We start from the raw sequence: 25916 nt of genomic DNA on the forward strand, positions 1-25916 counted from the left end.
CCAGCGTGCCCGATGGCGCCAAGCTGAAGGTGGGAGCTACGACCCTGCGCGGCATCGCCTTCGACGGCGGCAAGGGCATCAAGGAGGTCGCGGTCTCCACCGACGGCGGCAAGACCTGGACCAGTGCGAAGCTCGGCAAGGATCTCGGCAAATATTCCTTCCGCGAATGGAAGCTGCCGGTGAAGCTCGCGGCCGGCGCCTACGATCTCAAGGTCCGCGCGACCGGCAATGGTGGCGAGACGCAGCCGAACACGCCCCGCTGGAACCCGGCGGGCTATTTGCGCAACGTCGTCGAAACCGTCCGCGTGACCGTGGCCTGAAGGAGGATAACCATGCAACGCACCGTTCTCCTCGCCATCGCAGCCGCCGCCGGCCTTGGCTGGTTTGCGACCGGCCCCGGCTCGGTGACCGCCGCGCCCGTCAACTACAAGATCCCGGACGAGACTGCGGCCTTCAAACCCGGCCCCAATCTCGAGGTCGTCCAGGGCAATTGCACGGCCTGCCACTCGTCCGATTACATCAACACGCAGCCGCCGATGAAGGACAGGAAGGCCTTCTGGCAGGCCGAGGTGACCAAGATGATCAAGGTTTACGGCGCGCCGATCGACGACGCCGATATCGGCAAGATCGTCGACTATCTGGCCGCGACTTATTGACTGGTCGCGGCATGCGTGCGGGCCAAATGACCGCTAAACGGGCAAAACCGGTAAAAACGCCGCGAAGTTGAGCGGTTTTCGCCGAAACGCCCGTGCGGTTTGAGCTATCAAGCCCGCAACATTTTGCGTATCCTATTAGGACCGAACCGGCCGGTTGGCGGGGACTGGCGGTTCGCGATCTCGGAGGAAGACCCGCGGAGAAGACGTGATGCCCAAAGGTACGGTCAAGTGGTTCAACCCGACGAAGGGTTATGGATTTATCCAGCCTGCGTCGGGCGGCAAGGATGTGTTCGTGCATATCTCGGCGGTGCAGAAGGCCGGTTTGTCCACGCTCAACGAGGGACAGACGGTGGAATATGAAGAGATCGCAAACCGGGGCAAGACCTCCGCAGAAAACCTCAAAGTATAAGCCCGCCAGCCTTTGCTGCCTCCCGGACGTCTTTCGGGAGTGAGGCCAAAAAAATTTCAGAAGACGGTCAGTGCATTCGACGACAGGCGTTGCGATTGCGCACGGATAGCTATTTTGTCTGCGAAGACCGCTTGTTCAACGCCACGGCAATGACAATCGCGACGGCACTCCTCAGCCCACCGGCAACGGTGCGTCGCGCTTGATCTCCTCCATCACCGCATAGGTGCGCGTCTCGCGCACGCCCGGCATCGACAGCAAGGTCTCGCCGAGGAAGCGCCGGTATGCGGTCATGTCGGCCAAGCGCGCCTTCACAAGATAATCGAAGCCGCCGGCAACCATGTGACATTCCAGAACCTCGGGCGCGAGTTTCACCGCCCGCGCAAAGCGATCGAAGTTCTCCGGCGTGGTCTTGTCGAGCAACACCTCGACGAACACCAGGAGCCCGAGGCCGAGCCGGTGCGGGTTGAGCCTTGCGCCATAGCCCTCGACGAAGCCTTCGCGCTGCAGCCGCTTCAGCCGCTCGCCGACCGAGGTCGGCGACAGGCCGATGCGCTCGGCGAGCTCGACATTGGCGATGCGCCCATCCTCCTGTAAAATGGAGAGGATTTTACGGTCGATTCGATCGAGTCCCATATTCTCTACGGCTGAATATCAATCTTGCTTTATTTTCTAAGGCAAACAGACGCATTTGTCTATCGAACTGCGGCGATGAGCGGATTACCTTATTCGGATCACAGGACATTGCCATGCCGAGCATTCCTTCCCCCTTCACCGCCCCCTACGCGCCCGACGACGCCGACATCGCGGCGCGCCTTCTGCCGGCGGGACACCTCAGCCCGGCGCAGGAGGCGCGGATCGACCGCACCGCCACGCGGCTGATCGAGGCGATCCGCAAGCGCGACGATCGCCTCGGCGGGGTCGAGGACATGCTGCGGGAGTTCGCGCTCTCGACCAAGGAAGGGCTGGCGCTGATGGTGCTGGCCGAGGCGCTGCTGCGCGTGCCAGACGCCCGCACCGCCGACCAGTTCATCGAGGACAAGCTCGGTGAAGGCGACTTCATCCATCACGAGACCAAGTCCACAGCCTTCCTGGTCAACGCCTCGGCCTGGGCGCTCGGCCTGTCGGCGCGGGTGATCCAGCCCGGCGAGACACCCGACGGCACCATCGGCCGGCTGGTGAAGCGGCTCGGGGCGCCGGCGGTGCGCGCCGCCACGCGCCAGGCGATGCGGCTGATGGGCAATCATTTCGTGCTCGGCGAGACCATCGAGCAGGCGCTGGAGCGGGGCGGGCCGCGCTCCGGACAACAACCCCGCTATTCCTTCGACATGCTCGGCGAGGCTGCGCGCACGGCCGCCGATGCGAAGCGCTATTTCGACGCCTATGCGAGCGCGATTCTAACCATCGGCAAGGCGGCGGGCGACCAAGCCCTGCCCGACCGGCCAGGCATCTCTGTCAAGCTCTCCGCGCTGCATCCGCGCTTCGAGGCGGTCAGCCGCGAGCGCGTGATGCGCGAGCTGGTGCCGCTGCTGCTTGATCTTGCGCGGCGCGCCAAGAGCTACGACCTGAACTTCACCGTCGACGCCGAGGAAGCCGACCGGCTCGAGCTGTCGCTCGACGTGATCGCGGCGACGCTCGCCGATGCCTCGCTGGCCGGCTGGGACGGCTTCGGGCTCGCGATCCAGGCCTATCAGAAGCGCGCCAACGCGGTGATCGACTATATCGACGAGCTTGCGCGCGCACATGACCGCAAGCTGACGGTGCGGCTGGTCAAGGGCGCCTATTGGGACACCGAGATCAAGCGCGCGCAGGAGCGCGGGCTCGACGGCTACCCGGTGTTCACCCGCAAGGCGATGACGGACCTGAACTTCGTCGCCTGCGCGCGAAAGCTTCTCGCCTTGCGGCCGCGCATCTTCCCGCAATTCGCCACCCACAACGCGCTGACGGTCGCGACCGTGCTGGAGCTTGCCGGGGGCAGCGGCGGCTTCGAATTCCAGCGCCTGCACGGCATGGGCGAAGCGCTCTACGAGCAGCTTGCCAAGGATCATCCTGACATCGCCTCCCGTACCTATGCGCCGGTCGGCAGCCATCGCGACCTGCTCGCCTATCTGGTGCGGCGGCTGCTGGAAAACGGTGCCAACTCTTCCTTCGTTGCCCAGGCCGCCGATTATCGCGTGCCGGTCCCGGCGCTGCTGCAGCGTCCGGCCGACGCCATCGCCCGGCCGCAGCAGGCCTCGCATGCCAAAATTCCACTGCCGTGCGATCTCTTTGCACCGGAGCGGCGCAATTCGCGCGGCATCGAATTCGGCGAGCGCGCCGCTCTGGAACGGCTGCTCACCGACATCAGGGACGAGACGTTCGAGCTCAAGCCGGTCACTGATGCGACGCCCGATCAGGTCAACGCCGCGGTCTCAGCAGCGCACGCGGGCTTTGCGGCCTGGAGCCGGACGCCTGCGGCTTCGCGCGCGGCATCGCTCGAGCAGGCCGCGCATCTCCTGGAGAGTCGCCGCGCTCATTTCATCGCGCTCTTGCAGCGCGAGGGCGGCAAGACACTGGACGATGCGCTGTCGGAGGTGCGTGAAGCCGCGGACTTCTGCCGCTATTATGCGGCGCAAGGCCGAAAACTGTTCGGCAGCGAGACGGCGATGCCGGGCCCGACCGGCGAAAGCAACGCACTGGGCTTGCGCGGCCGCGGCGTATTCGTGGCAATCTCGCCCTGGAACTTTCCGCTCGCGATCTTCCTTGGTCAGGTCACGGCGGCGCTGATGGCCAGCAACTGCGTGGTGGCAAAACCCGCCGAGCAGACGCCGTGCATCGCGGTCGAGGCAGTGCGGCTGCTGCACGAGGCCGGCATCCCCGCCGATGTACTGCGCCTCGTCACCGGCGACGGCCGCACCGGAGCGGTGCTGACCGCGCATCCCGATATCGCCGGCGTCGTCTTCACCGGCTCGACCGAGGTCGCGCGCGCGATCAACCGGACGCTTGCCGCGAAGGACGGCCCGATCGTGCCGCTGATTGCAGAGACCGGTGGCATCAATGCCATGATTGCGGATGCAACGGCGCTGCCCGAACAGGTCGCCGACGACGTCGTGACGTCCGCGTTCCGTTCCGCCGGCCAGCGCTGCTCTGCCCTGCGGCTGCTGTTCGTGCAGGAGGACGTCGCCGACCGCATGATCGAGATGATCGCGGGCGCTGCGCGCGAATTGAGGATCGGCGATGCGCGCGATGTCGCGACCCATGTCGGGCCGGTGATCGATGAGGAGGCCAAGCAGCGGCTGGATGCGCACATCGCGCGGATGAAGAAAGAGGCAGGGCTGCACTTTGCTGGGACCGCGCCGGAGGGCTGCTTCGTCGCCCCGCATATCTTCGAGCTCCGGGATGCCGGCCAGCTCACCCAGGAGGTGTTCGGCCCAATCCTCCACGTCGTCCGCTATCCGGCGGAGAGGCTCGGACAGGCGCTGGCCGCGATCGATCGCACCGGCTACGGGCTGACGCTCGGCATCCATTCCCGTATCGACGATACGGTCGAGGCGATCATCGACCGCGTTCAGGTCGGCAACATCTACGTCAACCGCAACATGATCGGCGCCGTGGTCGGCGTACAGCCGTTCGGCGGCAACGGACTGTCAGGAACCGGCCCGAAGGCCGGCGGCCCGCACTACCTCGCGCGCTTCGCCACCGAGCAGACCGTGACCATCAACACGGCGGCGGCCGGCGGCAACGCTGCCCTGCTTGCGGGCGAGGAGTAGGCACGGGCAGGAGCGTTGCATCCCGCCAGAACATCGGTCTAATGCTCCCATGATGTCGCCGCGCTAATTCCAGCGCGCGGGAAACAACAAGAGCGAGGGAGCAACGCCACGATGGAAAAGGGCATTTTTGCGGGCCTGAAGGTTCTGGACTGCGCGAGCTTCATCGCGGCGCCCGCCGCCGCGACCGTGCTGTCGGATTTCGGCGCCGACGTCATCAAGATCGAGCCGCCCGGCGCCGGCGACCCCTACCGCAATCTGCCGAACCTGCCGGGCTACCCGACCGGCGAGCACAATTTCGCCTGGCTGCTGGAGGCCCGCAACAAGAAGAGCATCGCGCTCGACCTCTCTAAGCCGGAGGCGCAGGCCGTGCTCTACAAGCTCGTGGAAGAGGCCGACGTCTTCATCACCAACATGCCGCCGCCGGTGCGCACCAAGCTCGGCATCACCTATGATCACCTCGCCCATCTCAACGACCGGCTGATCTACGCCTCCTTCACCGGCTATGGCGAGAAAGGCGAGGAGGCCAACAAGCCCGGCTTCGACAGCAACGCCTATTGGGCGCGCTCCGGCCTGATGGACCTCGTCCGCGCCGACACCAACACGACGCCGGCCCGCTCGATCGCCGGCATGGGCGATCACCCCTGCGCCATGGCGTTCTATGGCGCCATCGTCACCGCACTGTATCAGCGCGAGAAGACCGGCAAGGGCTCGCATGTCGCCTCCAACCTGATGGCGAACGGCGTGTGGGCGGCGAGCGTGCTGGCGCAGGCAAAACTCTGTGGCGCCAAGTTCGGCGAGCGGCGGCCGCGTGAGCGCGCGCTCAACGCGGTGACCAACCACTATCAGTGCAAGGACGGCCGCTGGATCATCCTGTCGCTGCTGAACGAGGACCGGCAATGGCCGACGCTGGCGCGCTGCATGGGGCGCGAAGATCTCATCGACGACCCGCGCTTCATCACCAAACCCGATCGCCACGCCCGCTCGGTCGAGTTGATCAAGATTTTTGACGAGGTGTTTGCCACCAGGGATCTCGCCGAATGGCGCAAGATCCTCGACGGCAACGGGCTTGTGTTCGGCGTCGTCGGCATTCTCGACGACATCCCGAACGACAAGCAGATGCTCGACAACGAGGTGCTGGTGCCGTTCGAGAACGACACCATGCTCACCATCAACAGCCCGATATGGATCGATGGCGCCAAGAAGGTGCAGCCGCGCAAGCCGCCCGCCATCGGCGAGCACAGTGACGAGATTTTGCGCGGGGCCGGATACGACGAAGCGGCGATCAAGCAGCTGCGGTCGTCGGGGGCGGTGGGATAAGGGGCGGCAGGTCTGCCGTCGTCGTCCCGGGGCGCGCGTAGCGCGAGCCCGGGACGACGAGGGGGAGGCAGCCTGCCCCAACAAGCTCCCGTCATTGCGAGCGCAGCGAAGCAATCCAGAATCCCTCCGCGGATGCATTTCTGGATTGCTTCGCTGCGCTCGCAATGACGATACGGGACGATGTAGCCTCACCGACAACATCGCCCATCGCCTCGTGAGGGTCCCATGCCCAGCTACCGCCTGCACTACTTCCCCGAATCCGGCAACAGCTACAAGCTGGCGCTGATGCTGACGCTGTGCGGGGAGACGTTCGAACCGATGTGGACCGACTTTGGCGGCGGCGTCACACGCACGCCGGAGTGGCGCAAAAACGTGAACGAGATGGGCGAGATTCCCGTGCTCGAGGTCGACGGTGTGAAGATGACGCAGACCGCGCCGATCCTGCTCAAGCTCGCCGAACAATATGGCCGCTTCGCCGGTGAAACCGCGGAGGAGAAGTTCGAGCTGCTCCGTTGGCTGTTCTGGGACAACCACAAGCTCACCGGCTACATGGCGACGTACCGCTTCATGCGGACCTTCATCCCGAACGGCGATCCGCAAGTGCTGAAGCATTTTCAGCGTCGGCTGGACGATTTCCTCGGCGTTTTGGAGAGACACCTTCAGCACAACGCATTCGCGATCGGCGCCAAGCCGACGGTCGCCGATATCTCGATGATGGCCTATCTGCACTATCCGAGCGACGAGCACGGCTATGATTTCGCCGCGAGCCATCCGGCCATTCACACCTGGCTCGGCCGCCTCGCCGCGTTGCCGGGCTGGAAGTCGGCCTACGACTTGCTGCCCGGTAAGCGTCTGACGCATTACGCAAAGTGAAGGCCTTCCTTTTCCCTCTCCCCGTTCTTACGAGGAGAGGGTTGGGGTGAGGGGCCGTCTCCACGAAAATGGTGACAGTTAGACTCGCGGAAGCTCCCCCTCACCCGGATTGCATCTTCGATGCAATCCGACCTCTCCCCGCAAGCGGGGCGAGGTGAACCTGCGGCTCGTTCTGAGATTCAACTGAAGAAGCTGCTACGACCGCAGCGCCAGCCAGCCGAGCGTAAACAAGATCCCGCCGACGATGACGACGACCGCGACCGCCCAGGTGCTGACGCGGATGCTGCCAGTGACCTGTTTGGCTTCCTCATTGCGCGCAATCTCGCGATTGCGCTCCTTGTTGGCCTCGCTGGTATCCGTCATGGGTCATCCAAATCGCTGTTGCCGGCTTAACGCGTCTTGATGAAACACATGCCGATGCGGCTCGATGCCGAAGCAGCCTGACAGGTGAGACCTGTAGCACAGGTCCATGACGTAAAACTCTTGTCAGCCGTTCCCGATCCCGCATTTTGCAGGGAACAGTGCGCGCCCCAGCCGTCCTGATATTCGGTGCCCGCCAGCTCCCGGCTGCCGCGGGTCTGCGGCCGGCTGGCAAATCCGCGTGACAAATCAGGACGCTTGCCTTCGGCGAACGCGGTCAGGATATCGCGGCGGCGGATCTGGTCGCCGAAGAAGTGCGGCGAGGCCGGCACGATGGTGGAATTGGACGGCTTGTCCGCGAGCCAATCCACGCCCGGAAAATGGAAACCGCCGATGCCGCGGGTCTGATGGCAGCCGGCGCAGGTGACGTCGTTGAGGCGGCGCTGGAAGCCAGCGACGGAGCGGATGTTCTCCATGGTGATGCCGCGCGCGGCCGCCTGTTGCAGCGCGCCGACCACGTCATTGTCGGTGAAGACCGGTTCGGCCTTGCCCTCGCCTTTCCCCTCTCCCTGCATCATGCCGAACTCCGGCTGCAACGCCGAGGCATCGACGCCGGCGGGCGTCGGCGCCACCGCGGCCTTGGCCAGGAACTTTTCGGGGATCAGCACCGTGCCGCGATCGAACTCGCGAAGATTTTCGGGGTCGAGCAGCCACGCCTTGAAGCCGCGTCGGAGCGCATCGTCGGCGAGGATCCTGTCGCGGTCGATCTGGTTCTCCAGCGTCGATTCCACGAACAGTTTTGTGTCGTGGTTGTACCTGAAGACCTTGAGAAGATAGTCCGAGCGGAAATCGTGCAGCGCCGACTTCGGCGCGATCGAGATCTGGATGTTGGTCTCGATCCGGTCGATCATCGCATCGTAGGGAAAAGAAACGCTGCCGATCAGCCCCTGCCAATCGCCATTGTCGAGCCAGCGCCGCGCGACCTCGGCGCAAGTGATCGGCTTGCCGTTTGAATCGGTCTGGCGCGCGTCCCTCGCCTTCATCACCAGGTTGAGCGTCATCGGCAGGCGCGTCGCGGTCTTGCCGCCGTCGGGATTGCCGTCGAAGCGCGTCAGCCGGTAGATCAGGCGGATCTCGCCGCAGGAGTCTTCCGAAACGTAGGCGCGGTCCATGCGGTTGACGATACCGGCGAGCACGAAGCGGGTGTCGCGGGATTTCAGGAAGGCGCGGTTGAACAGATGGACGTCAAAGCCTTCGCCGACGCCAATGCTCTCGGTCGGCGACGCCGCCCTGTATTGCGCGACATAGCGGTCGAACTCCGCGTCGATCGCCGACGGAATCTCCTTGAGCTGCGGCAGCGATGAGAACAGGAGGTCCGTCGTCAACGGAAAATCCGCGTTCCGCTCCGGCCACAACAGGCGCGAGATCGTGAGCGTATCGCTCTGATCGAGCTTGCGCAGTAAATCGGGATCGGTGATCGCGGTGCCGCGTTCGAGCGGCGCATTCTCCGCCGCCGATAGCGAAATGAGGCCGCCGAACAGCACGACGGCAGCAACGAGAATTCGCAACGCGCGGCTCATGTCTCCACTAACACCGCGCTGGTCCGCCTATTCAAGCAAAAAGGCGCTTCACATGGTGGTGAAGCGCCTCTTTGAAAGTCGGATATCGGCGGCTCAGCGCGCGACGATCAGGCCCTTGCTGGTGACGACCACCCAACGGCCATCCTGGCGGCGGATCGCGTCGACGCGGCCAAGGCCGGGCAAGGGATCGCCGGCATAGACCTCGTAGAGGCCTCCCCGGCCTTCGATCAGCGCGCCGCCATTGGCGACGTCGCGCAGCACCCAACCTTCGATCGTCGGCAGCCGGCCGACCTCGGTCTTGGGCGCGGCGGGCACTGGGGCCGGCCCAGCTGCGGCGGTGGCAACCTGGGTCGGAGCGATCGAGCCGGTGGTCTCCTTCGCGGGTGCCGCGGCTGCGGCCTGCGCGGGCGCGGCGGGCGGCGTGGCGCGGAGCTTATCGACGGTCTCGGACAGCTTTGCCAGCTTGGCCATCGGCTCGGCCTGCGCCTTCTCGATCTTGTCGAGACGGTCGTTGGTCCGGTTGAACTGGCTGAGGCCGGTCTTCGAGGTGTGCTCGACACTGGCCTTGAGCGCGACGACGTCGGCATCGATCCGGGCGACCGAGCTCTCCAGCGCGCTGGTGTCGGCCACCTGGGCCGGCGCCGGGGCCGGGCTGGCGGCGAAATGCATCACACCGGCGGTCGCCAGCGCGCCGCTGACCGCACCGACGCAGGCGGCGAGCGCGATCACCGCGGCCATCGCCGACATGCGCCGCTTGCCGCCGGCCTCGCGCGGCTCCTCAGCCTTCACATGCGGGGCGAAACCCTCACGCTCCCAGGAGCGGTCCGAGGGTGCCATGACAATGAGCTTGCCGGGCTTCGTCTCGGGCTTGGCTTCAGCCTTGGCCTCGATCTTGGGTTCGGCCTCCTGGCTTGCGCTGAGCTTCGGCACCACGATCCGCGGCGCCTCGACCTTCGCCTCGTCCGGCTGAGGGGGCGCCTCATGGTCGGGGGCGATCGAGGGGGCCTCGATGCCGGCGCCAGCCTCGACGGCCTGCGGCGCGGCAGCGGCATCAAGGGCGCCAGTCTCCTGGCCTTCGGGCATTGCTTCGCTCACGGCTCAAATACTCCAGTCAAGATTGACCTTTTGGTAACTTTCATTGCTTGCGAAATCCTTACCTTCGGACCCGCTTACCGAAATTTTAGGAACTCATCCGAGGCCGAATTTGGCCGGGAAAGTGGAACCGGCGTGGCGGCCGGGAAACAAATTGTCAGCCGATGCTGCCTTGCGGCATGCGCCGTCTCCGTCGAACGGCTTGTTTGCCGGACCTTTGTCCGCGGCTAACATGGCACGTCCCGTCAGCCAGAAGGCCAGGGGTGCCAAGGGGAGGCACAATGACGATCGAGAAGTGCATCAACGAGTTTGGTGTCGGTGACGTCATCTTCGAGGAAGGCTCGACCGGCCGCGAGCTGTTCGTCGTGCTCGACGGCGAGGTCGAGATTGCCAAGGTCGCCGGCATTACCAAGACCACCATCATCACCCTCGGCAAGGGCGAGTTCTTCGGCGAGATGGCCGTGATCGACGGCTCGGCGCGCTCGGCAACCGCGATCGCGGCGGCGCCGAATACGCGGGTGATGAAGATCAACCACGCCCGTTTCGTCTATCTCGTCAGCCAGCAGCCGGCCTTCGCGCTGATGGTGATGGACGCGCTCTCCAAGCGCCTGCGCGCCTCCAACGCCGTCACCTACAGAGCAGCGCAGCCATGAGCGACCGCAAGCCGACGGCCTTCCCGATCCTGATGAAGAACGACACCTGCTCGCTGATCCAGGCGGCGGAGGACGTCTATCAGATCCGCTTTTCCAATCGCGCCGCCAACGCCTATCTGGTGCGCGGCTCGGCGCGCACCATCCTGATCGACGTCGGGCTCTCCACCAACTTTCCGGCGATGGTGGAATGCCTGAACTTCGCCGAGTGTCCGCCCGAGAAGATCGACATGGTGGTGCTGAGCCACGAGCATCTCGACCACATCGGCGCCGCCTGGCATTTCAACGAGCGCCGTACCTTCATCGCCGCCCATCGCCTCGCCGCCAACAAGATCATGCTGCGCGACGACTTCTCGATGCTGCGCAAGATGTTCAACGAGCCGAACGTGCCGATCAACATCGACATCTGGCTCGAGGAAGGCAATCTGATCGACCTCGGCAATTTCCGCCTCAACGTGATGCACACGCCGGGCCACACCTCGGCCTGCATCACGCTGTTCGACCAGGACAAGGGCCTGTTGTTCGCCGCCGACACCTTGATGCCCGGCGGCGTGATGGGCGGCGTGTTCGGCTCCGGCAGCATCGCCGACTACATCCAGTCGCTCGAACGGCTGAAGGGGCTGGATTCGAAGATCCTGCTTTCGGGCCACGGCAGGCTGTCAGATACGCCGCAGGAAGATGTGCGCATTGCGATCGCACGCTCGCACGGCCTGCTGGAGGACACCGCGCAACTGTTCGATGCACTCGATGCGCGTTCGAATTTCGAGCCGATCATGCAGTCGGTGCGGGATTTGAACAAGCTGGATGATTAGCCGGCACTTCGCGTCGAGCGTCCGTGCACGAGGGGATGCTCGACGCCTCCACGATGTCGTCCTGGCTTTCGCCAGACGACATCGGGGTTCGCCTTGCCCCCCACTTGGCTGAATTCACATCACCACCGGCCTGTCCGGCAGCTCGTTCGGATGCGGCCCCCTCGGCGGAAAATGCTTCGCCAGCTCCCGCGACACCGCCTCGATGCCGCCGATGGCGCCGCGCTCGAACTGGCCGGACCTGAACTCGGCCTCCATCGCACGGCAGATCTTTTCCCAGCCCTCAGCCCCAACCTCCGCATCGATACCGCGGTCGGCGATGATCTCGACGTCGCGATCGGCGAGCAGGAGATAGATCAGGACGCCGTTGTTGTGCGCGGTGTCCCAGATCCGCAAATGCGAGAACACGTCGAGCGCGCGCGCGCGTGCCGGTTGGTCGCGGAACAGCGCCGCGCCGTCGAGCGCGCCCTCGACGACGAAGCGGACCTGGCCGGCATGGGTGGCTTCACAGCGTTTGATCGCCTGCTCGATGCGGTCGAGCACGGCTGGTGTGAACACCTGCTTGGCGCGCCAATGGTGCTGGAAGAGATGCCGGGTGATACGCCCTATGCTCATGACTACCAGCTCCCCGAGGCGCCGCCGCCGCCAAAGCTGCCGCCCCCGCCGCTGAAGCTGCCGCTGTCGCTCGACGAGGAGCCGCTGCTCCAGCCGCCGCCCGAACCGCTCGACCAGGAGCCGCCGCGCGACGAGCCCGTGCCTGGCCCCGTCGCCATCGGAAAGAGATCGGCGATGAAAGCGAGGATGAAGGCGATGACGCCGACGGCCAGCGCGATGCCGGCGGAGCCGACCATGAACCAGGCGAGCGCCGCGAGCACGCCACCGGTCGCGACCGAGCCGAGCAATCGCCCGAGCATCGTGCGCAGGATTCCTCCGACGAACAACGAAGCGAACAAAGCGAAGGGAATGACAGGTCCGAAATCGTTCAGATCGCTGCTGAAGTTCGTGCTGCGCGCGGGCGCCGGCAACGGCTCACCGTCGATAACGCGAATCATGCGATCGACGCCGTCAGAGATGCCGCCGGCGAAGTCGCCTGTCCTGAACTTCGGCGTGATGACCTCGTCGATGATCCGCCGCGAGTTGACGTCGGTCAGCGCGCCTTCGAGGCCGTAGCCGACCTCGATGCGCAAATGGCGGTCGTTCTTGGCGATCAGCAGGATCGCGCCGTCGTCGACCTTCTTCCGTCCGATCTTCCAGGCGTCCGCAACGCGGATCGAATACTGCTCGATCGTCTCCGGCTGTGTCGTGGGCACGATCAGGACAGCAATCTGGCTACCCTTCTTCGCCTCGAAATCCCTGAGCTTCTGGTCGAGCGAAGCGATGGCGCCGCTCGACAGCGTACCGGTCTGGTCGACGACGCGCCCCGTGAGTTGCGGCACGGCGACGTCGGCTGCGGCGGCAAAGGTAAAGGTGAGGAACAGCGCAAGCAGAAGGATGTCCCGCGACAAGAAGACGGAACAAGCGCGCAACAATCTCGCTGTCATCGCCCGGCTCGACCGGGCGATGAAGTATTCCAGAGACGCCGGCAGGATACGGAGAAGCCGCGGCGTACTGCATTCCCCGCTTTCGCGGGGAATGACGCCGGTGGGTGGGATAACGCGCATCCGCAAAATCGAACGCGTTTACTTCGACGGCGCCGGTGCCGGATTGAAATCCACCTTCGGCGCAGTCGAGATCTCCTTCTCGTTGTCGACCGAGAAGTTCGGCTTCTCCTTGTAGCCGAACGCCATCGCCGTGAAGTTGGTCGGGAACGAGCGGATGGTGACGTTGTAGTCCTGCACCGCCTTGATGTAACGGTTGCGCGCCACCGTGATGCGGTTCTCGGTACCTTCGAGCTGCGACATCAAGTCCTTGAACAGGGCGTCCGATTTGAGCTGCGGGTAATTCTCGGTGACGACCAGCAGGCGAGACAGCGCGCTGGAGAGCTCACCCTGAGCAGCCTGGAATTTCTGGAAGGCTGCAGGATCGTTGAGCACCTCGGGCGTCGCCTGGATGCTGCCGACCTTGGCGCGCGCATTGGTGACCCCGAGCAGCACGTCCTTCTCCTGCTGGGCAAAGCCCTTCACCGAGTTGACGAGATTGGGTACGAGATCGGCGCGGCGCTGGTACTGATTCACGACCTCCGACCAGTTGGCCTTGATCTGCTCATCCTGGCTCTGGATCGCGTTGTAGCCGCAATTGGTCAGGCTCAGCGAGGCCAGCGCCGCCAGCACTGTCAGGATCTTGCGCATCAAATTTCTCCCGGTGGAATCCAGGCAAACTATCAGATTGAGCACGCGGGACGCCAGACGTCTTGCACCCATGGCGCGAAAAGCAGCCGACTGACGCAAGCCTCTTGCCTATCACCGGGCGACATAGTCAACTCGGAGCAACAAGACGAAAAACGCCAGGGGAACGCCATGTCCTCGTTCGAGACCATCCTCGTGGAGCGGCCGGAGCCGGCGATTACCCGGATCGTGATGAACCGGCCCGAGGCGCGTAACGCGCAGAACCTGCAAATGACCTACGACCTCAACGCCGCCTTCGATGCGGCGGTGCAGGACGATGCGGTCAAGGTGATCATCCTCGCCGGCAATGGTCCGCACTTCTCCTCCGGTCATGACCTGCGCCCGGGTGGCAGGAATGCCGCAGGCGTCGATTTTCCGCCGATCGGAAATTGGGGCGGCTTCGCTGAAGCTGGCGCCCATGGCCGCTTCGCGCGCGAGCAGGAAATCTATCTCCAGATCACCCGGCGCTGGCGCAACCTTGCCAAGCCGACCATCGCCGAGGTGCACGGCAAATGCATCGCCGGCGGCCTGATGCTGGCCTGGGCCTGCGACCTCATCGTCGCCAGCGACGATGCCCAGTTCTGCGACCCTGTCGTCACCATGGGCGTCTGTGGTGTCGAATGGTTCGTGCATCCCTGGGAGCTCGGTCCACGCAAGGCCAAGGAATTCTTGTTCACGGCCGACAGCTGGAGCGCGCAGGAGGCGCATCAGCTCGGCATGGTCAACCGGGTCGTGCCGCGCGCGGAATTGTCGACCGCCGTGCTGGCCTTGGCGCGCTGCATCGCCACAAAACCGTCATTCGCGCTGAAGCTGACCAAGGAGGCCGTCAACCGCTCGGTCGATGTGATGGGTCAGCCGGCCGCGATCGACCAGGCCTTCGCGCTGCATCAGCTCTGCCATGCCCACAATCTGCAAGAGTTCGGCATGGTGGTCGATCCATCCGGCCTGCATCCCTCGGTGCGCAAGCCACCGGCGGCCGCGGAGTAGAGACGATGGATCTCAATCTCAGTGATGAACAAAAGCTGCTGCGCGAGAGCGCAGAGCGCTTCGTGACCGAAAGCTATGATGCCGACCATCGCCGCAAGATGGCGAACGATCCGCTCGGCTTCAGCCCGGTGGTCTGGAAGCAGTTTGGCGAGCTCGGCTGGCTGGCGCTGCCGATCGCGGAAGAGTTTGGCGGGCTCGGCGGCGGCGCGGTCGAGATCGGCATCTTGATGGAGGCCTTTGGCCGCGGGCTGGTGTCCGAGCCTTATGTCGCGACCGTCGTGCTGGGCGCTGCACTGATCGACAGATGCGGCAGCACCGCGCAGAAGCGGGCGCGGCTGCCGAAGATCGCGGACGGATCGTTGAAGCTCGCCCTTGCGCATTCCGAACGCGCGGCGCGGTTCGATCTCGCCAGGGTCACGACTATCGCGAACAAGACGGCGCAGGGCTGGCGCCTTGCCGGCAGCAAGATCGCGGTGCTCGACGGCCATGCCGCCGACGAGATCATCGTGTCCGCGCATATCCATGATCATCGCGGTCCATCGGGACGGATCGGCCTGTTTGTGGTGCCGGCGCGGACGCCGAGCCTCGCGATCGCAGACTATCCGCGCCTCGGCGGCGGGCGCGCCTGCAACATCGAGCTGTCCGATCTGCATCTGCCGGAGGATGCCCTGCTCGGCGACGGCGACGGCGCGCTGCCCGCGATCGAATGGGCGGTTGACCGCGCCATGGCCGCACTCGACGCGGAGGCCGTCGGCATCATGCAGACGCTGCTGGAAACGACGCTGGAGTACACCAAGATCCGCAAGCAGTTCGGCCGGCCGCTGTCCGCCAACCAGGTGATCCGCCACCGCCTTGCCGACATGGCGATGCAGGTCGACGAGGCACGTTCGATGGCTCTGCGCGCCGCGCTGAAGGTCGATGCAGCGCCGGTCGAGCGCGCGCGGGCCGCCTCGGGAGCAAAGGCGAAGATCGGCAAATGCGCGCGCTTCGTCGGCGAGCAATCGATCCAGCTTCACGGCGGAATGGGCGTCACCGAGGAGCTCGAGGTCGGCGCCTATTTCAAGCGGCTCATCGCCTTCGACACGCTGTTTGGCGGCAGCGCGCATCACTACCGCAGGCACGCCATGCTCGGCAGACGACAAGTCGACGGGCTGGTCGACGACTGAAATGCCTATTGCTGCAACCCTACTTCTCTGTTCCTTGCCAATCCCAATCTTGGCCGCTGCATATTGGCATTGGAAGGTCTATGGTTTGTACAGGCGGCTTGGAGATCGGGTGAAAGACCTCGGCTACTACTGGTTCTCAACCCAGTTTCAAACGCCGGGTCTGGCGACGCAGCTCTATCGTTGTGAGGATTTTGCGAGATTCCTGTCGAAGGAATCGTTGGCGGAGATAGAAGCGGTCCGGAGAGACACGAGGCCCGCCATCGTCGCAACCGTACTTTGGGTGGCGATGGCCGTCGCTCTGTTCTTCATTTCGGCCTGGCGTCCGATAAACTAGGGAACGCGCATCATGGACCTGTCGTTCAATGCTGAAGAGCGCGCCTTCCAGGACGAGGTGCGCGGCTTCATTGCGAAAAATCTCAGCGACGAGATGAAGCGCGCGACCGCGCTGACGCCGTCGGTTTTCTCCGATCCCGATATCGGCATGGCCTGGCAGCGCGCACTGCACCGCCAAGGCTGGGGCGCACCGGGCTGGCCGGTGGAGCATGGCGGGCCGGACTGGACGCCGGCGCAGCGCTGGATTTTCGAGACGGAATGCGCGCGCGCCGGCGTGCCCAACGTCAACGTGATGGGCGTGAAGATGGTCGGGCCCGTCATCATCGGCTTCGGCAGCGACGCGCAGAAGAACTTCTATCTTCCGCGCATCCTCTCCGGCGAGGACTATTGGTGCCAGGGCTATTCCGAGCCGGGCTCCGGCTCCGATCTCTCGTCACTGAAAACGCGCGCGGTACGCGACGGCGACGACTACATCATCAACGGCACGAAGATCTGGACCACGCATGCGCACCATGCCAACCGCATGTTTGCGCTGGTCCGCACCAGCGACGGGCCGCGACAACAGGACGGCATCAGCTTCATCCTGATCGACATGAAGACGCCAGGCATCACCACGCGCCCGATTCTCACCATCGGCGGCGACCACGAGGTCAACCAGGTGTTCTTCGACGACGTGCGGGTGCCCGTCGCCAACCGCGTCGGCGAGGAAGGCAAGGGCTGGACCTACGGCAAATATCTGCTCGAGTTCGAGCGCGGCTCCGGCATTGCCTCGGCGAAGCTGCGCGAGGGGCTCAAGGCGATCGCGGAGCTCGCGGAGTCCGATCTCACGGGACGTGCGATCGACAGCCCCGACATCGCCATGCGCATCTCCGAGGTCGAGGTCGACATCGATGCGCTCGAGATGACGGAGCTGCGCGTGCTGTCCGCGCTCCAGACCGGGCAAAACCCCGGCGCGGTGTCGTCAATCCTGAAGCTGCGCAACAGCGAAATCCGGCAGGCCGTGACCCGGCTGGGCGCCGACGTCATCGGCCACGATGCCCTCGCCGTCGAGCCGATGCGCCCGCTCTACAAGCTCAATCACACGCCCGCGACGCCCGAGGACATGCTGACCGTCGTGCCGGAATATCTCAACGGCCGCGCCTACACGATCTTCGGCGGCACCTCGGAGATCCAGCGCGACATCATCGCGAAGATGATGCTGGGGATTTAGCCCGAGTTGGTGCAACACACTCCGATGTCGTCCCGGCCTTCGCCGGGACGACGAGCTGACTTTGGGGTGGCGGCGGAGTGCTAACCCGCCTTCGCGTCCCTGATCGCCTGCCAGATCTTCTGCGGCGTGAGCGGGGTGTTGAGCTGGGCGATACCGAGCTCGGCGAGCGCGTCCATCACGCCGTTGGTGACGCAGGGCGGGCCGCCGATCGCGCCGGATTCGCCGCAGCCCTTGGCGCCGAGCGGATTGGTGCGGCAGGGCGCGGAATCATCGAGCGTCACCACGATCGGCGGAACGTCGTCGGCACGCGGGATGCAGTAGTCCTGGTAGCTCGCGGTGAGAAGCTGGCCGTCCGGATCATAGGACACGCCTTCATACAGCGCCTGGCCGATGCCCTGCGCGACACCGCCGTGGATCTGGCCCGAGACCAGCATCGGGTTCACGGCGACGCCGACGTCGTCGACCGTGGTGTAGCGCACGACGCGGGAGACGCCGGTCTCGGGATCGATCTCGACCTCGCAGATATGCGTGCCGTTCGGCCAGCTCGGACCATCGACCTCGCCTTCGGAATCGACGCTGAGCTTGGCACCGCCTTCTTTCTCGGCGAGCTCGAACAGGCTGATGCGGCGGTCGGTGCCGACGACGGTGAGCATGCCGCCCTGATATTCGATGTCCTCGACCGAGGTCTCCAGCACATTCGCCGCCTTCTCGCGCGCCTTCTGGATCAGGTCGTTGGAGGAGACCGCGACCGCGGTGCCGCCGACGAATAGCGAGCGCGAGCCGACGCTGCCAAAGCCCGTCGCCAGATCAGTGTCGCCCTGGACGACGTCGATCTTGTCCATGGGAATGCCGAGCGTGTCGGAGATCATCTGGGTGTAGGTGGTCTGAAGCCCCTGCCCCATCGCCATGGTGCCGGAGTGCAGGATGACGCGGCCCTGCGAGGTCGCATGCAGGCTGACCTTTTCGGTGTGCGCGCGGCCGCCGGTCCATTCGATGTAGGAGGTGAGCCCGCGACCGTAGAGCAGGCCCTTCTTCTTCGCCGCCTTTTTGCGTGCGGCAAAGCCGTCCCAGTCGGCGAGCTTGGTGGCGCGGTCGAGCATGTGTGCGAAAGCGCCGGAATCGTAGACCTGGCCGGCCGCGTTCGTGTAGGGCAGCTGCGCCGGCTTGATGTAGTTCGCTTTGCGGATCGCGCGCGGATCCATGCCGATCTTTCGCGCGGCGGCGTCGAACAGACGCTCGACGATGAACACGGCCTCGGGACGGCCCGCGCCGCGATAGGCGCCGACCGGTGCGGTGTGGGTCATCACCGTCTTCACCTCGAAATGCACCAGCGGCAGGTCATAGACGCCGGTCTGCACGAAAGGCCCGAGCACCAGCGGAATGATATTGCCCGTGCCCGAGGAATAGGCGCCGGTGCAGCCGATCGACCTGACGCGATAGGCGAGCACGCGCCCCTTCTCGTCCAGCGCGAAGGAGGCGGTCGAGGTGAGATCGCGGCCGTGGGTGCCGCTGACGAACTCGTCGGTGCGGTCGCCGCGCCAGCGGATCTTCTTGTTCAGCTTGGTCGCGGCGTAGGCGACGATGCCGTCCTCCGGATAAAGGCTGGTCTTCTGGCCAAAACCGCCGCCGATGTCGCCGACCAGCACGCGGACACTGTCCTTGGGACGCTTGAGGATCGCTTCTGCCAGAAGATCACGGGTCGAGGCCGGCGTCTGCGACTGCACGTGCAGAAGGAGGCGGCCGGACTTCTTGTCGATCTCGGCAATGGTCGAACGCGGCTCCATGGCGGAGGGCACAAGGCGCTGGCTGACGATGTCGAGCTCGACCGTATGTGCGGCCTTGGCGAAGGCTTCATCGACCTTGGCGGCATCGCCATAGCTCATGGCGCCGACGATGTTGTCGGGCGCCTCGGGCCACACCACAGGCGCGCCGGGCTTCACGGCCTCGACAGGGTCGACCACCGCGGGCCGTACGTCGTACTCGACGACGACCGCCTCCGCCGCGCTCTGCGCCGCGACGCGCGAGGAGGCCACCACCGCCGCCACCGCCTCACCGGTGTAGCGCACGACCTCATGGGCGAGCAGGCGGCGCGGCGGCACCGTCATCGGCTTGCCGTCGGGGCGCTTGAATATGTTGAGGGTCGGGATGCTGCCGATGTCGTCCTTGACGAGGTCGGCGCCGGTATAGATGGCCGTGACGCCGGGCATCGCGGCGGCCGCGCTGGTGTCGATCGAGACAATCTTCGCGTGGGCATGCGGTGAGCGCAGTACATGCAGCCACAGCGCGCCGTCCTCCGGCTTGTCGTCGATGAACTGCCCCTTCCCGGTGAGCAGCCGCTGGTCTTCCAAACGCTTGACGGGCTGCCCCGCTCCGAAACGCAAACTGCCGGGAAGAATGTTCATTCCAAAGGTCCCTTGGATCTTATCGAAACTGCGGGGGCCTTTTAGCGGATCGATCCGGGGCAGGCCAGCCGCGGTTTTGGGCGGGATATCCCCAATTTCGTCATGTCGCCCCGCGTTTGCCATGCCGGGGCGATGCGCGGCATCGAGCCCGGAATCCATCAGAATCTGCCGCTAAATGGATTCCGGGCTCGCGCTTCGCGCGCCGCGGAATGACGACTACGCCAGCTCCCGCAGCGCCCCTTCCACAACCTTGCGCTGCTCGGCGTCAAGCGCGGCCTGCGGCGGAATGGGGTCGCCGACGTCATAGCCCTGGATCGCAAGCCCTGCCTTGATGCAGGCGGCGAGGTTGAAGCGGGCGAAGGCTTCGTTGATCCGCCACAGCCTTCGCTGCAGCGCCATGGCCTCGTCCCAGCGGCCCTTCTTGCAGAGGTCGTAGAGCGCGACGCTCTGGCGCGGGATGATGCAGGCCGGCCCTGCCATCCAGCCGAGGCCACCGATCAGCATCACGGCCGCCGGAATGTGCGCCGAGGCCGAGAACACGCGCAAGGCATCGCCGCAGCGGTTCATGATCGAGAGCAGCCGTCCGGTGTTGGTCGAGGCATCCTTGATGTAGCCGATGCGCGGATGCTCGGCGAGACGCGCGATGACGTCGAGCGTCAGATCGGAACGCTGGAATTGCGGATTGGTGTAGATGACCACGGGAATATCGACGGCATCAGCGATGCTGCGGAAGTAGGATTCGACCTGGGCGTCGGAGAGTGGAAAATAAGCCTCCAGGATCGCCAGAATGCCGTCGGCACCGAACTTCTGATAGGCCTTCGCCTGCGCGACCGCATCCGCGATCGAGGTCGAGGCAACGCCGGCCACCACGGGCACGCGGCCCTTCGCGGCCTCGATCGTGGTTTGCACAACCGTCGCGCGCTGCGCGGCATTGAGATAGGCGAACTCGCCGGTCGAGCCCAGCGGCGTCAGCCCGTGCACGCCGGCGCCGATCAGATCGTCGCAGAGCCTGCCGAGCACGTTCGTGCGCACCGCACCGTCGGCATCGACGGGCGAAACGAGATAGGGGAAGACGCCGTGAAAGTCGGGCATGTCGGAGAGTATCCCGGGAAATCAGTTGCGCTCTCCGGGTATTAGCAATGCCCGCGCCTTCGATCAAACCTTGATCAGCCGCACCCGCGTGCCCCAGGGATCGACGGCCTCCACGCCATTCGCAAGCGCCGTGACCTGCGCACCGCCCTTGCGCAGGCGTTCCTCCTGCGCGGCGAGCAGCTCCTGCTTCTCCGTCACCAGCGAGAACCAGGCAAGGCCCGTCGTGCTGTCGTCGCGACGGCCGGCGCCCTGGCTCTGCCAGACGTTCATGCCGAGATGGTGGTGATAGCGGCCCGACGACAGGAACGAAGCGCCGTTGCGGCGGCGGGTCGGGTCGAGCCCAACCGTGCCGTGATAGAAGCTCTCGGCCTGCGCGAGATCGCCGACGCGCAAATGCATGTGGCCGATGCGCAGGCCATCCGGCGCCTTCGGATAGTCGCTGACGCGCGGATTGGTCAGCGACAGGAGATCAGGGATGTTGAGCTCGTCGGTCGCCATCTTCACGCTGCCCTCGCTCCACTGCCATTGCGAGGGATCGCGGTCCGCATAGACCTCGATGCCGTTGCCTTCGGGATCGTCGAGATAGACGGACTCGCTGACGAGATGATCGGCAAAGCCCGACAGCTGCACGCGATGCGAGGCGGCATGCACCAGCCAGCGCGCCAGATCCTTGCGCGTCGGCATCAGGAAGGCGGTGTGGTAGAGACCCGCCGCATTGCGCGGCTCGGTCGCGGCCTCGGGACGGGCCTCCAGCACCAGCAGCGCGATCCCGCCCGTGCCGAGCTTCGCCGATGTCGCCGAGCGCTCCATCACGGTGAGCCCGAGCACGTCGCGGTAATAGTCCGCGACCACATCGAGATTCTTCACCCGCAATGTCACCATGCCCACGCGCATCGGCGTACGGCTGGCATAGGTCGGCCCGCCGCCTTGCGGAGTGCCCTCGGCGCGCGCCGCGGCCGCAGCGGCGGCTGCAAGCGAGGTTGCGCCGGCGAGTTGCAGCAGGGTTCGGCGGGTGAGATCGATGGTCATGGGTCTGGGCTCGCCATAAACTTGGGGCCGTAAGGCGCAATGCTGGGCGGATTGCTACACGGTCCCGTGAGCGGGTCCCAATCACAACTGCGTCGGCCGGGACAATACGGTGGGCGGTCACGGAAGTCCTGGCCATCCGGCCAGTTTCCAGATCGGTCGCGACATCCCAGATTGGGGACAACAGACAGGAGTCGTCCATGACCGACCTCGCCCCCCTTTCCGCGCTATCGTCCGCGCTCGCGGATGTCGTGGCGCGCACCGCGCCTTCCCTCGTCGCCGTGCATTCGCATCGTTCTCGCGCGTCCGGCTTCGTCTGGAAACCCGGCCTCATCATTACCGCCGATGAGGCACTCGCCGACGAGGGCGAGGTCGAAATCACGCTGGCCGACGGCAACGCGGTGGCCGCGACCATCGTCGGCCGCGACCATACGACCGATATCGCGCTACTTCGCGCCAATACCGACATCGCTCCGGTCAAGCTCGCCGCCACCGTCCCGGCGCTCGGCGCGCTCTCGATCGTGGTCGCGACCGACCGCGGTGCGCCTTCGGCGGGTCTCGGCGTGGTGTCGGCCGCAGGCCAGAGCTGGCGCAGCCTGCGCGGCGGCGACATCGACGCGCGGATCGAGCTCGATGTTCGCCTGCGCCCCGGCCAGGAAGGCGGGCTTGCGCTCAATGCGGCCGGCGAGGCGTTCGGCATGGCCGTGCTCGGCCCGCGACGCGTGCTGGTGATCCCGACCGCGACGATCGAGCGCGTCGCCGCGCAGCTCGAGACGCGCGGCCGCATCGCCCGCGGCTATCTCGGCCTGGGGCTCCAGCCGGTGCGGCTCGACGACGGCATCGGCGCGATGGTGATGAATGTCGACAAGGCCGGGCCTTCCGCGGCAGCCGGCATTCGCCAGGGCGACGTGATCGTGGCCGTCAACGACCAGAAGCTGTCCAGCGTGCGTGCGCTGTCGCGGACGCTGGGGCCGGCGAGCGTCGGTTCGGTGGTCGATGTCGCGGTGCGCCGCGGCGGCGAGCCGGTCAGCTTCAAGGTCACGATCGGCGAGAGGCCCGAGGCGTGAGCGAGGACATCGCCCCCGAGATCGTGCTCGCGCTTGAGATCGACGATCCCGCCCTCGCCGATCGCATCGCCGCACTGCTCGGCGGCGTCGCGGGGCTGCGGCTCGCCGCCCCCGGAGAGCAGGCCACCGCGACCGTCGTCGCGCAAGCCGCGCGCGGCATTGCCGGCGACTTCGCGCTGACGCAGCGCGAGCTCGACGTGCTCGCGCTGATGGCGGAGGGCGCTTCCAACAAGATGATCGCGCGTCAGCTCGGGATCTCCGTTCACACGGTGAAATTCCATGTCGGCTCGCTGCTCGACAAGCTCGACGCCACCGGCCGCACCGATGCCGTCGCGCATGCGGCGCGCCGCGGCGTGATCAATTTATAGGCCCATCCGGAGCTATTGCGGCGAGAGCGCAGGAAATCGAAGCTCGATCGTCAGCCCGGGTGCGTTGTCGCGCAGCGCGATCTCGGCGCTGTGCAGGCGCGTGATCGCGGCAACGAGGCTCAGGCCGAGGCCGTTGCCCGGCGTGTAGCGGCTCTGCTCGAGCCGGTAGAAGCGTTTGAACACGTGATCGCGCTGCTCCACGGGAATGCCGGGTCCGTCATCGGTGATCGCAATCACCGCGCCGCCATCGGCGCGCTGGCAGGTCACGGTCACCTGCCCGCCCGCGCGGCCATGCTTGATCGCGTTGTCGACGAGATTGGCGATAGCGTCGAACAGGAGGTCGCGATCGCCGGTCACCGGCACCTCGCGCTCTCCGTTCAGGCTCAGACGGGTCGCGACCTGTTCGGCTGCAGCGTCGTAGAGCTCGACGACCTCGCCGGCGATCTCGGCGAGGTTGAGCGCGCGAAAGGCGCTGCGGCGGGCGCGGGTCTCGATCTCGGATATACGCGTGATCGAGGCGAACATGCCGAGCACGGCATCGAGATCGGCGATGGTGTGACCGATCAGCGTCGCGTCGGCCTCGCTGTTGCGCGGGGTGTGATAGGCCTTTTCCAGCCGGCCGCGCATGCGCGTGAGCGGCGTGCGCAGATCGTGGGCGACGTTGTCGCTGACCTGCTTGACCTCACCCATCAGCGTCTCGATGCGATCGAGCATCAGGTTGAGGTTCTCCGCAACGCGGTCCCATTCGTCATGACTGCCGCGCAGGGGGATGCGCCGGTCGAGGCCGGCGAGCATGATGGCACGGCTCGTCGCATTGATCTCCTCGATCCGCCCGACGGTACGCCGCGTCACCAGCACGGCGGCGAGCCCGGCCAGCGCCAGGAGCAGCACGGCGACCGCCACCATCGCGAGCTCGATCATCCTCGTGAAGCCGTCGTGATCGCCGACGTCGCCGAGCCTGCTCCGCACATAGCCAAGCGTCCCGAAATAGACATAGGCCATGATCGCCGCGACGATCAGTCCGAACGCGGCGATCGCGATCAGCGCCAGTCTGAACGTCGAAGAGCGTAACGTGTTAGCCAGGAGCACGGAGGCAATATCCGATGCCGCGGATGGTGTGGATCAGCGGATAGGCCTGGCTGTCGTCGACCTTGCGGCGGACGCGGCCGACATAGACGTCGATGATGTTGGTGGAAGGATCGAAGTGGAGGTCCCAGACATGCTGCAGCAGCATCGCGCGGGAGACGACGCGGCCCTCGTTGCGGACAAGATATTCGAGCAGCTGGAACTCGCGCGGCAGTAGCGGGATCTTGCGGCCGCGTCGGCTGGCGCTGCGCGCGATCAGATCGATGGCGAGGTCGCCGACCCGCAAGATCGTTTCCTTGGCGATGGTCTCGCTGCGGCGGCCGAGCGCCTCGAGCCTCGCCAGCAGTTCGACGAAGGAGAAAGGCTTGACCAGATAGTCGTCGCCGCCGGCACGCAGGCCCCGCACGCGGTCGTCGACCTCGCCGAGCGCGGAGATGATCAGGAAGGGTGCGGCAATGCCGTCGTCGCGCAATTGCCGCATCACGGCGATGCCGTCGATGTCGGGCAGCATGCGGTCGATGGTGATCACGGCATAGTCGCGCGCGACGCCGTGGCTCAGGGCCTCGCGCCCGGTCGCCGCAAGATCGACCTCATAGCCCGAGGTCGTCAGCTCCTCGGCGAGCTGGCCTGCGGTTTCCGGGTCGTCCTCGACGACCAGGATGCGACGGTGACCTCCGGTCATGACGAACTCCGCGCGACGGTCGCCACCAGACTATCCCGTTCCGGGGCTGAGCGGAACCGCCCGGTGGCGATCGCGACAATGGTGCGGTACGGCAATGCTAGTACCAATTGTATCCGCACACATTGACCCATTGCCAGCCATAGGCCGTCCAGCTCCTTTGCCAGCAGCCGTCGTCGTAATAGTTGGCGTAGACGAAGGGCGCGCCGAAGAAGGCGAACCGGTGGAAGCGATGATGCCGGAAGAAGAAGGCGTGGCGGCCAACGAAGGGCCGACCGCGCCAGCCCGCGCCCGCAAACCGCGGCCCGAAGGCGGCACGGGTCGCGAACGGTGCACCGGCAAAGCGCGGCCCGATCATGGCGTGGGCAGCCATCGGCGAACCTGCGAAGCGCGGCGCAAAGGCCGCACGCGCCATCGGCGCGCCGCCGAAGCGGGCGCCACCGAAATGAGCTCCACCCATGCCGCCGACATGCATACCGCCACCCATACCGCCGACATGCATACCGCCACCGCCGAAATGCCCGCCTCCGAACCCGCCATGGCCGCCGCCGCCAAAGCCGCCTCCGCCATGTCCGCCACCGCCGCCACCACCGCGCGCGAGAACGGGCGACGCGACCGCCAGCGTCGCAGCAAGTGCCGCCGCGACGAGCCCTGTGAGAAGCCTGTTGTTCATCGGATAATCCT

General features: G+C 65.6%; 26 protein-coding genes and 1 pseudogene. 14 read left to right on the forward strand and 13 right to left on the reverse strand.

The window, feature by feature from the left end:
• The 3 genes and pseudogenes from K289_RS46220 to K289_RS0135000 all read left to right on the forward strand — a co-directional run.
• Positions 1–320, forward strand: a pseudogene (locus K289_RS46220) (oxidase); the annotation flags it as partial.
• A 12-nt stretch (positions 321–332) separates the two neighbouring features.
• Entirely contained in the window at positions 333–656 is a 324-nt protein-coding gene (locus K289_RS0134995) for a cytochrome c (protein WP_027555704.1), read from the forward strand.
• A 208-nt stretch (positions 657–864) separates the two neighbouring features.
• Complete coding sequence (locus tag K289_RS0135000; protein ID WP_027527932.1) at positions 865–1065, forward strand: cold-shock protein; 201 nt, start codon at positions 865–867, stop codon at positions 1063–1065.
• A gap of 171 nt (positions 1066–1236) precedes the next feature.
• Here the strand turns inward: K289_RS0135000 and K289_RS0135005 are convergent, their stop codons facing one another.
• Positions 1237–1698: an Lrp/AsnC ligand binding domain-containing protein gene (locus tag K289_RS0135005; RefSeq protein ID WP_027555705.1), complete on the reverse strand. Its 462-nt coding sequence runs from the start codon at positions 1696–1698 to the stop codon at positions 1237–1239.
• Between the two features lie 113 nt (positions 1699–1811).
• Here K289_RS0135005 and putA point away from each other — a divergent pair, with 113 nt between their 5' ends.
• The 3 genes from putA (at position 1812) to K289_RS0135020 (ending at position 7001) form a co-directional block, all read left to right on the forward strand.
• On the forward strand, positions 1812–4811 hold the full coding sequence (putA, locus tag K289_RS0135010) for a bifunctional proline dehydrogenase/L-glutamate gamma-semialdehyde dehydrogenase PutA (RefSeq protein ID WP_027555706.1): 3000 nt from the start codon (positions 1812–1814) through the stop codon (positions 4809–4811).
• Positions 4812–4922: 111 nt separating this feature from the next.
• Positions 4923–6128, forward strand: coding sequence for a CaiB/BaiF CoA-transferase family protein (locus tag K289_RS0135015; RefSeq protein ID WP_027555707.1), 1206 nt, complete (start codon positions 4923–4925; stop codon positions 6126–6128).
• A gap of 225 nt (positions 6129–6353) precedes the next feature.
• Complete coding sequence (locus tag K289_RS0135020) at positions 6354–7001, forward strand: glutathione S-transferase family protein (protein ID WP_027555708.1); 648 nt, start codon at positions 6354–6356, stop codon at positions 6999–7001.
• Positions 7002–7196: 195 nt separating this feature from the next.
• Here the strand turns inward: K289_RS0135020 and K289_RS51875 are convergent, their stop codons facing one another.
• The 3 genes from K289_RS51875 to K289_RS0135035 all read right to left on the reverse strand — a co-directional run bounded on the left by K289_RS51875 (position 7197) and on the right by K289_RS0135035 (position 10024).
• The gene (locus tag K289_RS51875) at positions 7197–7364 is read right to left on the reverse strand and encodes a hypothetical protein (RefSeq protein WP_198024827.1); all 168 of its coding nucleotides are present in this window, start codon (positions 7362–7364) and stop codon (positions 7197–7199) included.
• Between the two features lie 26 nt (positions 7365–7390).
• Complete coding sequence (locus tag K289_RS0135030) at positions 7391–8941, reverse strand: hypothetical protein (RefSeq protein WP_027555709.1); 1551 nt, start codon at positions 8939–8941, stop codon at positions 7391–7393.
• A gap of 93 nt (positions 8942–9034) precedes the next feature.
• On the reverse strand, positions 9035–10024 hold the full coding sequence (locus K289_RS0135035) for a hypothetical protein (protein WP_027555710.1): 990 nt from the start codon (positions 10022–10024) through the stop codon (positions 9035–9037).
• 290 nt (positions 10025–10314) lie between these two features.
• On the opposite strand from K289_RS0135035, the gene K289_RS0135045 reads away from it, so the two are divergent.
• Together K289_RS0135045 and K289_RS0135050 are read left to right on the forward strand one after the other, a co-directional pair.
• Complete coding sequence (locus K289_RS0135045; RefSeq protein WP_027555711.1) at positions 10315–10686, forward strand: Crp/Fnr family transcriptional regulator; 372 nt, start codon at positions 10315–10317, stop codon at positions 10684–10686.
• Positions 10683–11495: an MBL fold metallo-hydrolase gene (locus K289_RS0135050; RefSeq protein WP_027555712.1), complete on the forward strand. Its 813-nt coding sequence runs from the start codon at positions 10683–10685 to the stop codon at positions 11493–11495. Before K289_RS0135045 ends, K289_RS0135050 begins: the two co-directional genes overlap by 4 nt.
• A gap of 114 nt (positions 11496–11609) precedes the next feature.
• On the opposite strand, the gene K289_RS0135055 is transcribed toward K289_RS0135050, so the two are convergent.
• The 3 genes from K289_RS0135055 to K289_RS0135065 form a co-directional block, all read right to left on the reverse strand.
• Positions 11610–12107 carry a TPM domain-containing protein gene (locus K289_RS0135055; protein ID WP_027555713.1) on the reverse strand — a complete coding sequence of 166 codons (498 nt, stop codon included), beginning with the start codon at positions 12105–12107 and terminating at the stop codon, positions 11610–11612.
• A gap of 2 nt (positions 12108–12109) precedes the next feature.
• Entirely contained in the window at positions 12110–13033 is a 924-nt protein-coding gene (locus tag K289_RS0135060; protein ID WP_035686964.1) for a YgcG family protein, read from the reverse strand.
• A 138-nt stretch (positions 13034–13171) separates the two neighbouring features.
• A complete protein-coding gene (locus tag K289_RS0135065; protein ID WP_027555715.1) occupies positions 13172–13780 on the reverse strand; it encodes a LemA family protein in 609 nt (202 codons plus the stop codon).
• 168 nt (positions 13781–13948) lie between these two features.
• Between K289_RS0135065 and K289_RS0135070 the strand changes: the two genes are divergently transcribed.
• The 4 genes from K289_RS0135070 to K289_RS0135085 all read left to right on the forward strand — a co-directional run bounded on the left by K289_RS0135070 (position 13949) and on the right by K289_RS0135085 (position 17512).
• Positions 13949–14803, forward strand: coding sequence for an enoyl-CoA hydratase (locus K289_RS0135070; RefSeq protein ID WP_027555716.1), 855 nt, complete (start codon positions 13949–13951; stop codon positions 14801–14803).
• A 5-nt stretch (positions 14804–14808) separates the two neighbouring features.
• Complete coding sequence (locus K289_RS0135075) at positions 14809–15969, forward strand: acyl-CoA dehydrogenase family protein (RefSeq protein WP_027555717.1); 1161 nt, start codon at positions 14809–14811, stop codon at positions 15967–15969.
• Positions 15970–16078: 109 nt separating this feature from the next.
• Positions 16079–16303 (forward strand): hypothetical protein, encoded by a 225-nt coding sequence (locus K289_RS0135080; protein ID WP_035686967.1) that lies wholly within the window; start codon positions 16079–16081, stop codon positions 16301–16303.
• 12 nt (positions 16304–16315) lie between these two features.
• Positions 16316–17512 (forward strand): acyl-CoA dehydrogenase family protein, encoded by a 1197-nt coding sequence (locus K289_RS0135085; RefSeq protein ID WP_027555719.1) that lies wholly within the window; start codon positions 16316–16318, stop codon positions 17510–17512.
• A gap of 80 nt (positions 17513–17592) precedes the next feature.
• On the opposite strand, the gene K289_RS0135090 is transcribed toward K289_RS0135085, so the two are convergent.
• The 3 genes from K289_RS0135090 to K289_RS0135100 form a co-directional block, all read right to left on the reverse strand.
• Positions 17593–19914, reverse strand: a complete 2322-nt coding sequence (locus K289_RS0135090) for a xanthine dehydrogenase family protein molybdopterin-binding subunit (protein ID WP_027555720.1) — start codon at positions 19912–19914, stop codon at positions 17593–17595.
• A 216-nt stretch (positions 19915–20130) separates the two neighbouring features.
• The gene (locus tag K289_RS0135095) at positions 20131–21006 is read right to left on the reverse strand and encodes a dihydrodipicolinate synthase family protein (protein WP_027555721.1); all 876 of its coding nucleotides are present in this window, start codon (positions 21004–21006) and stop codon (positions 20131–20133) included.
• 63 nt (positions 21007–21069) lie between these two features.
• Positions 21070–22035, reverse strand: coding sequence for a VOC family protein (locus tag K289_RS0135100; RefSeq protein WP_027555722.1), 966 nt, complete (start codon positions 22033–22035; stop codon positions 21070–21072).
• Positions 22036–22232: 197 nt separating this feature from the next.
• On the opposite strand from K289_RS0135100, the gene K289_RS0135105 reads away from it, so the two are divergent.
• Together K289_RS0135105 and K289_RS0135110 are read left to right on the forward strand one after the other, a co-directional pair.
• Complete coding sequence (locus K289_RS0135105) at positions 22233–23099, forward strand: S1C family serine protease (RefSeq protein WP_027555723.1); 867 nt, start codon at positions 22233–22235, stop codon at positions 23097–23099.
• Positions 23096–23467: a response regulator transcription factor gene (locus K289_RS0135110; RefSeq protein WP_027555724.1), complete on the forward strand. Its 372-nt coding sequence runs from the start codon at positions 23096–23098 to the stop codon at positions 23465–23467. The genes K289_RS0135105 and K289_RS0135110 overlap by 4 nt, the downstream gene beginning before the upstream one ends.
• A 12-nt stretch (positions 23468–23479) precedes the next feature.
• Here the strand turns inward: K289_RS0135110 and K289_RS0135115 are convergent, their stop codons facing one another.
• The 3 genes from K289_RS0135115 to K289_RS0135125 form a co-directional block, all read right to left on the reverse strand.
• On the reverse strand, positions 23480–24556 hold the full coding sequence (locus K289_RS0135115) for a HAMP domain-containing sensor histidine kinase (RefSeq protein WP_027555725.1): 1077 nt from the start codon (positions 24554–24556) through the stop codon (positions 23480–23482).
• Positions 24543–25235, reverse strand: coding sequence for a response regulator transcription factor (locus tag K289_RS0135120; RefSeq protein ID WP_027555726.1), 693 nt, complete (start codon positions 25233–25235; stop codon positions 24543–24545). Before K289_RS0135120 ends, K289_RS0135115 begins: the two co-directional genes overlap by 14 nt.
• A 97-nt stretch (positions 25236–25332) precedes the next feature.
• On the reverse strand, positions 25333–25905 hold the full coding sequence (locus K289_RS0135125) for a hypothetical protein (protein ID WP_027555727.1): 573 nt from the start codon (positions 25903–25905) through the stop codon (positions 25333–25335).
• Between the last annotated feature and the right edge of the window lie 11 nt (positions 25906–25916).

The organism is Bradyrhizobium sp. Cp5.3 (assembly GCF_000426265.1).
In the GTDB taxonomy this organism is placed as follows: Bacteria; Pseudomonadota; Alphaproteobacteria; order Rhizobiales; family Xanthobacteraceae; genus Bradyrhizobium; species Bradyrhizobium neotropicale.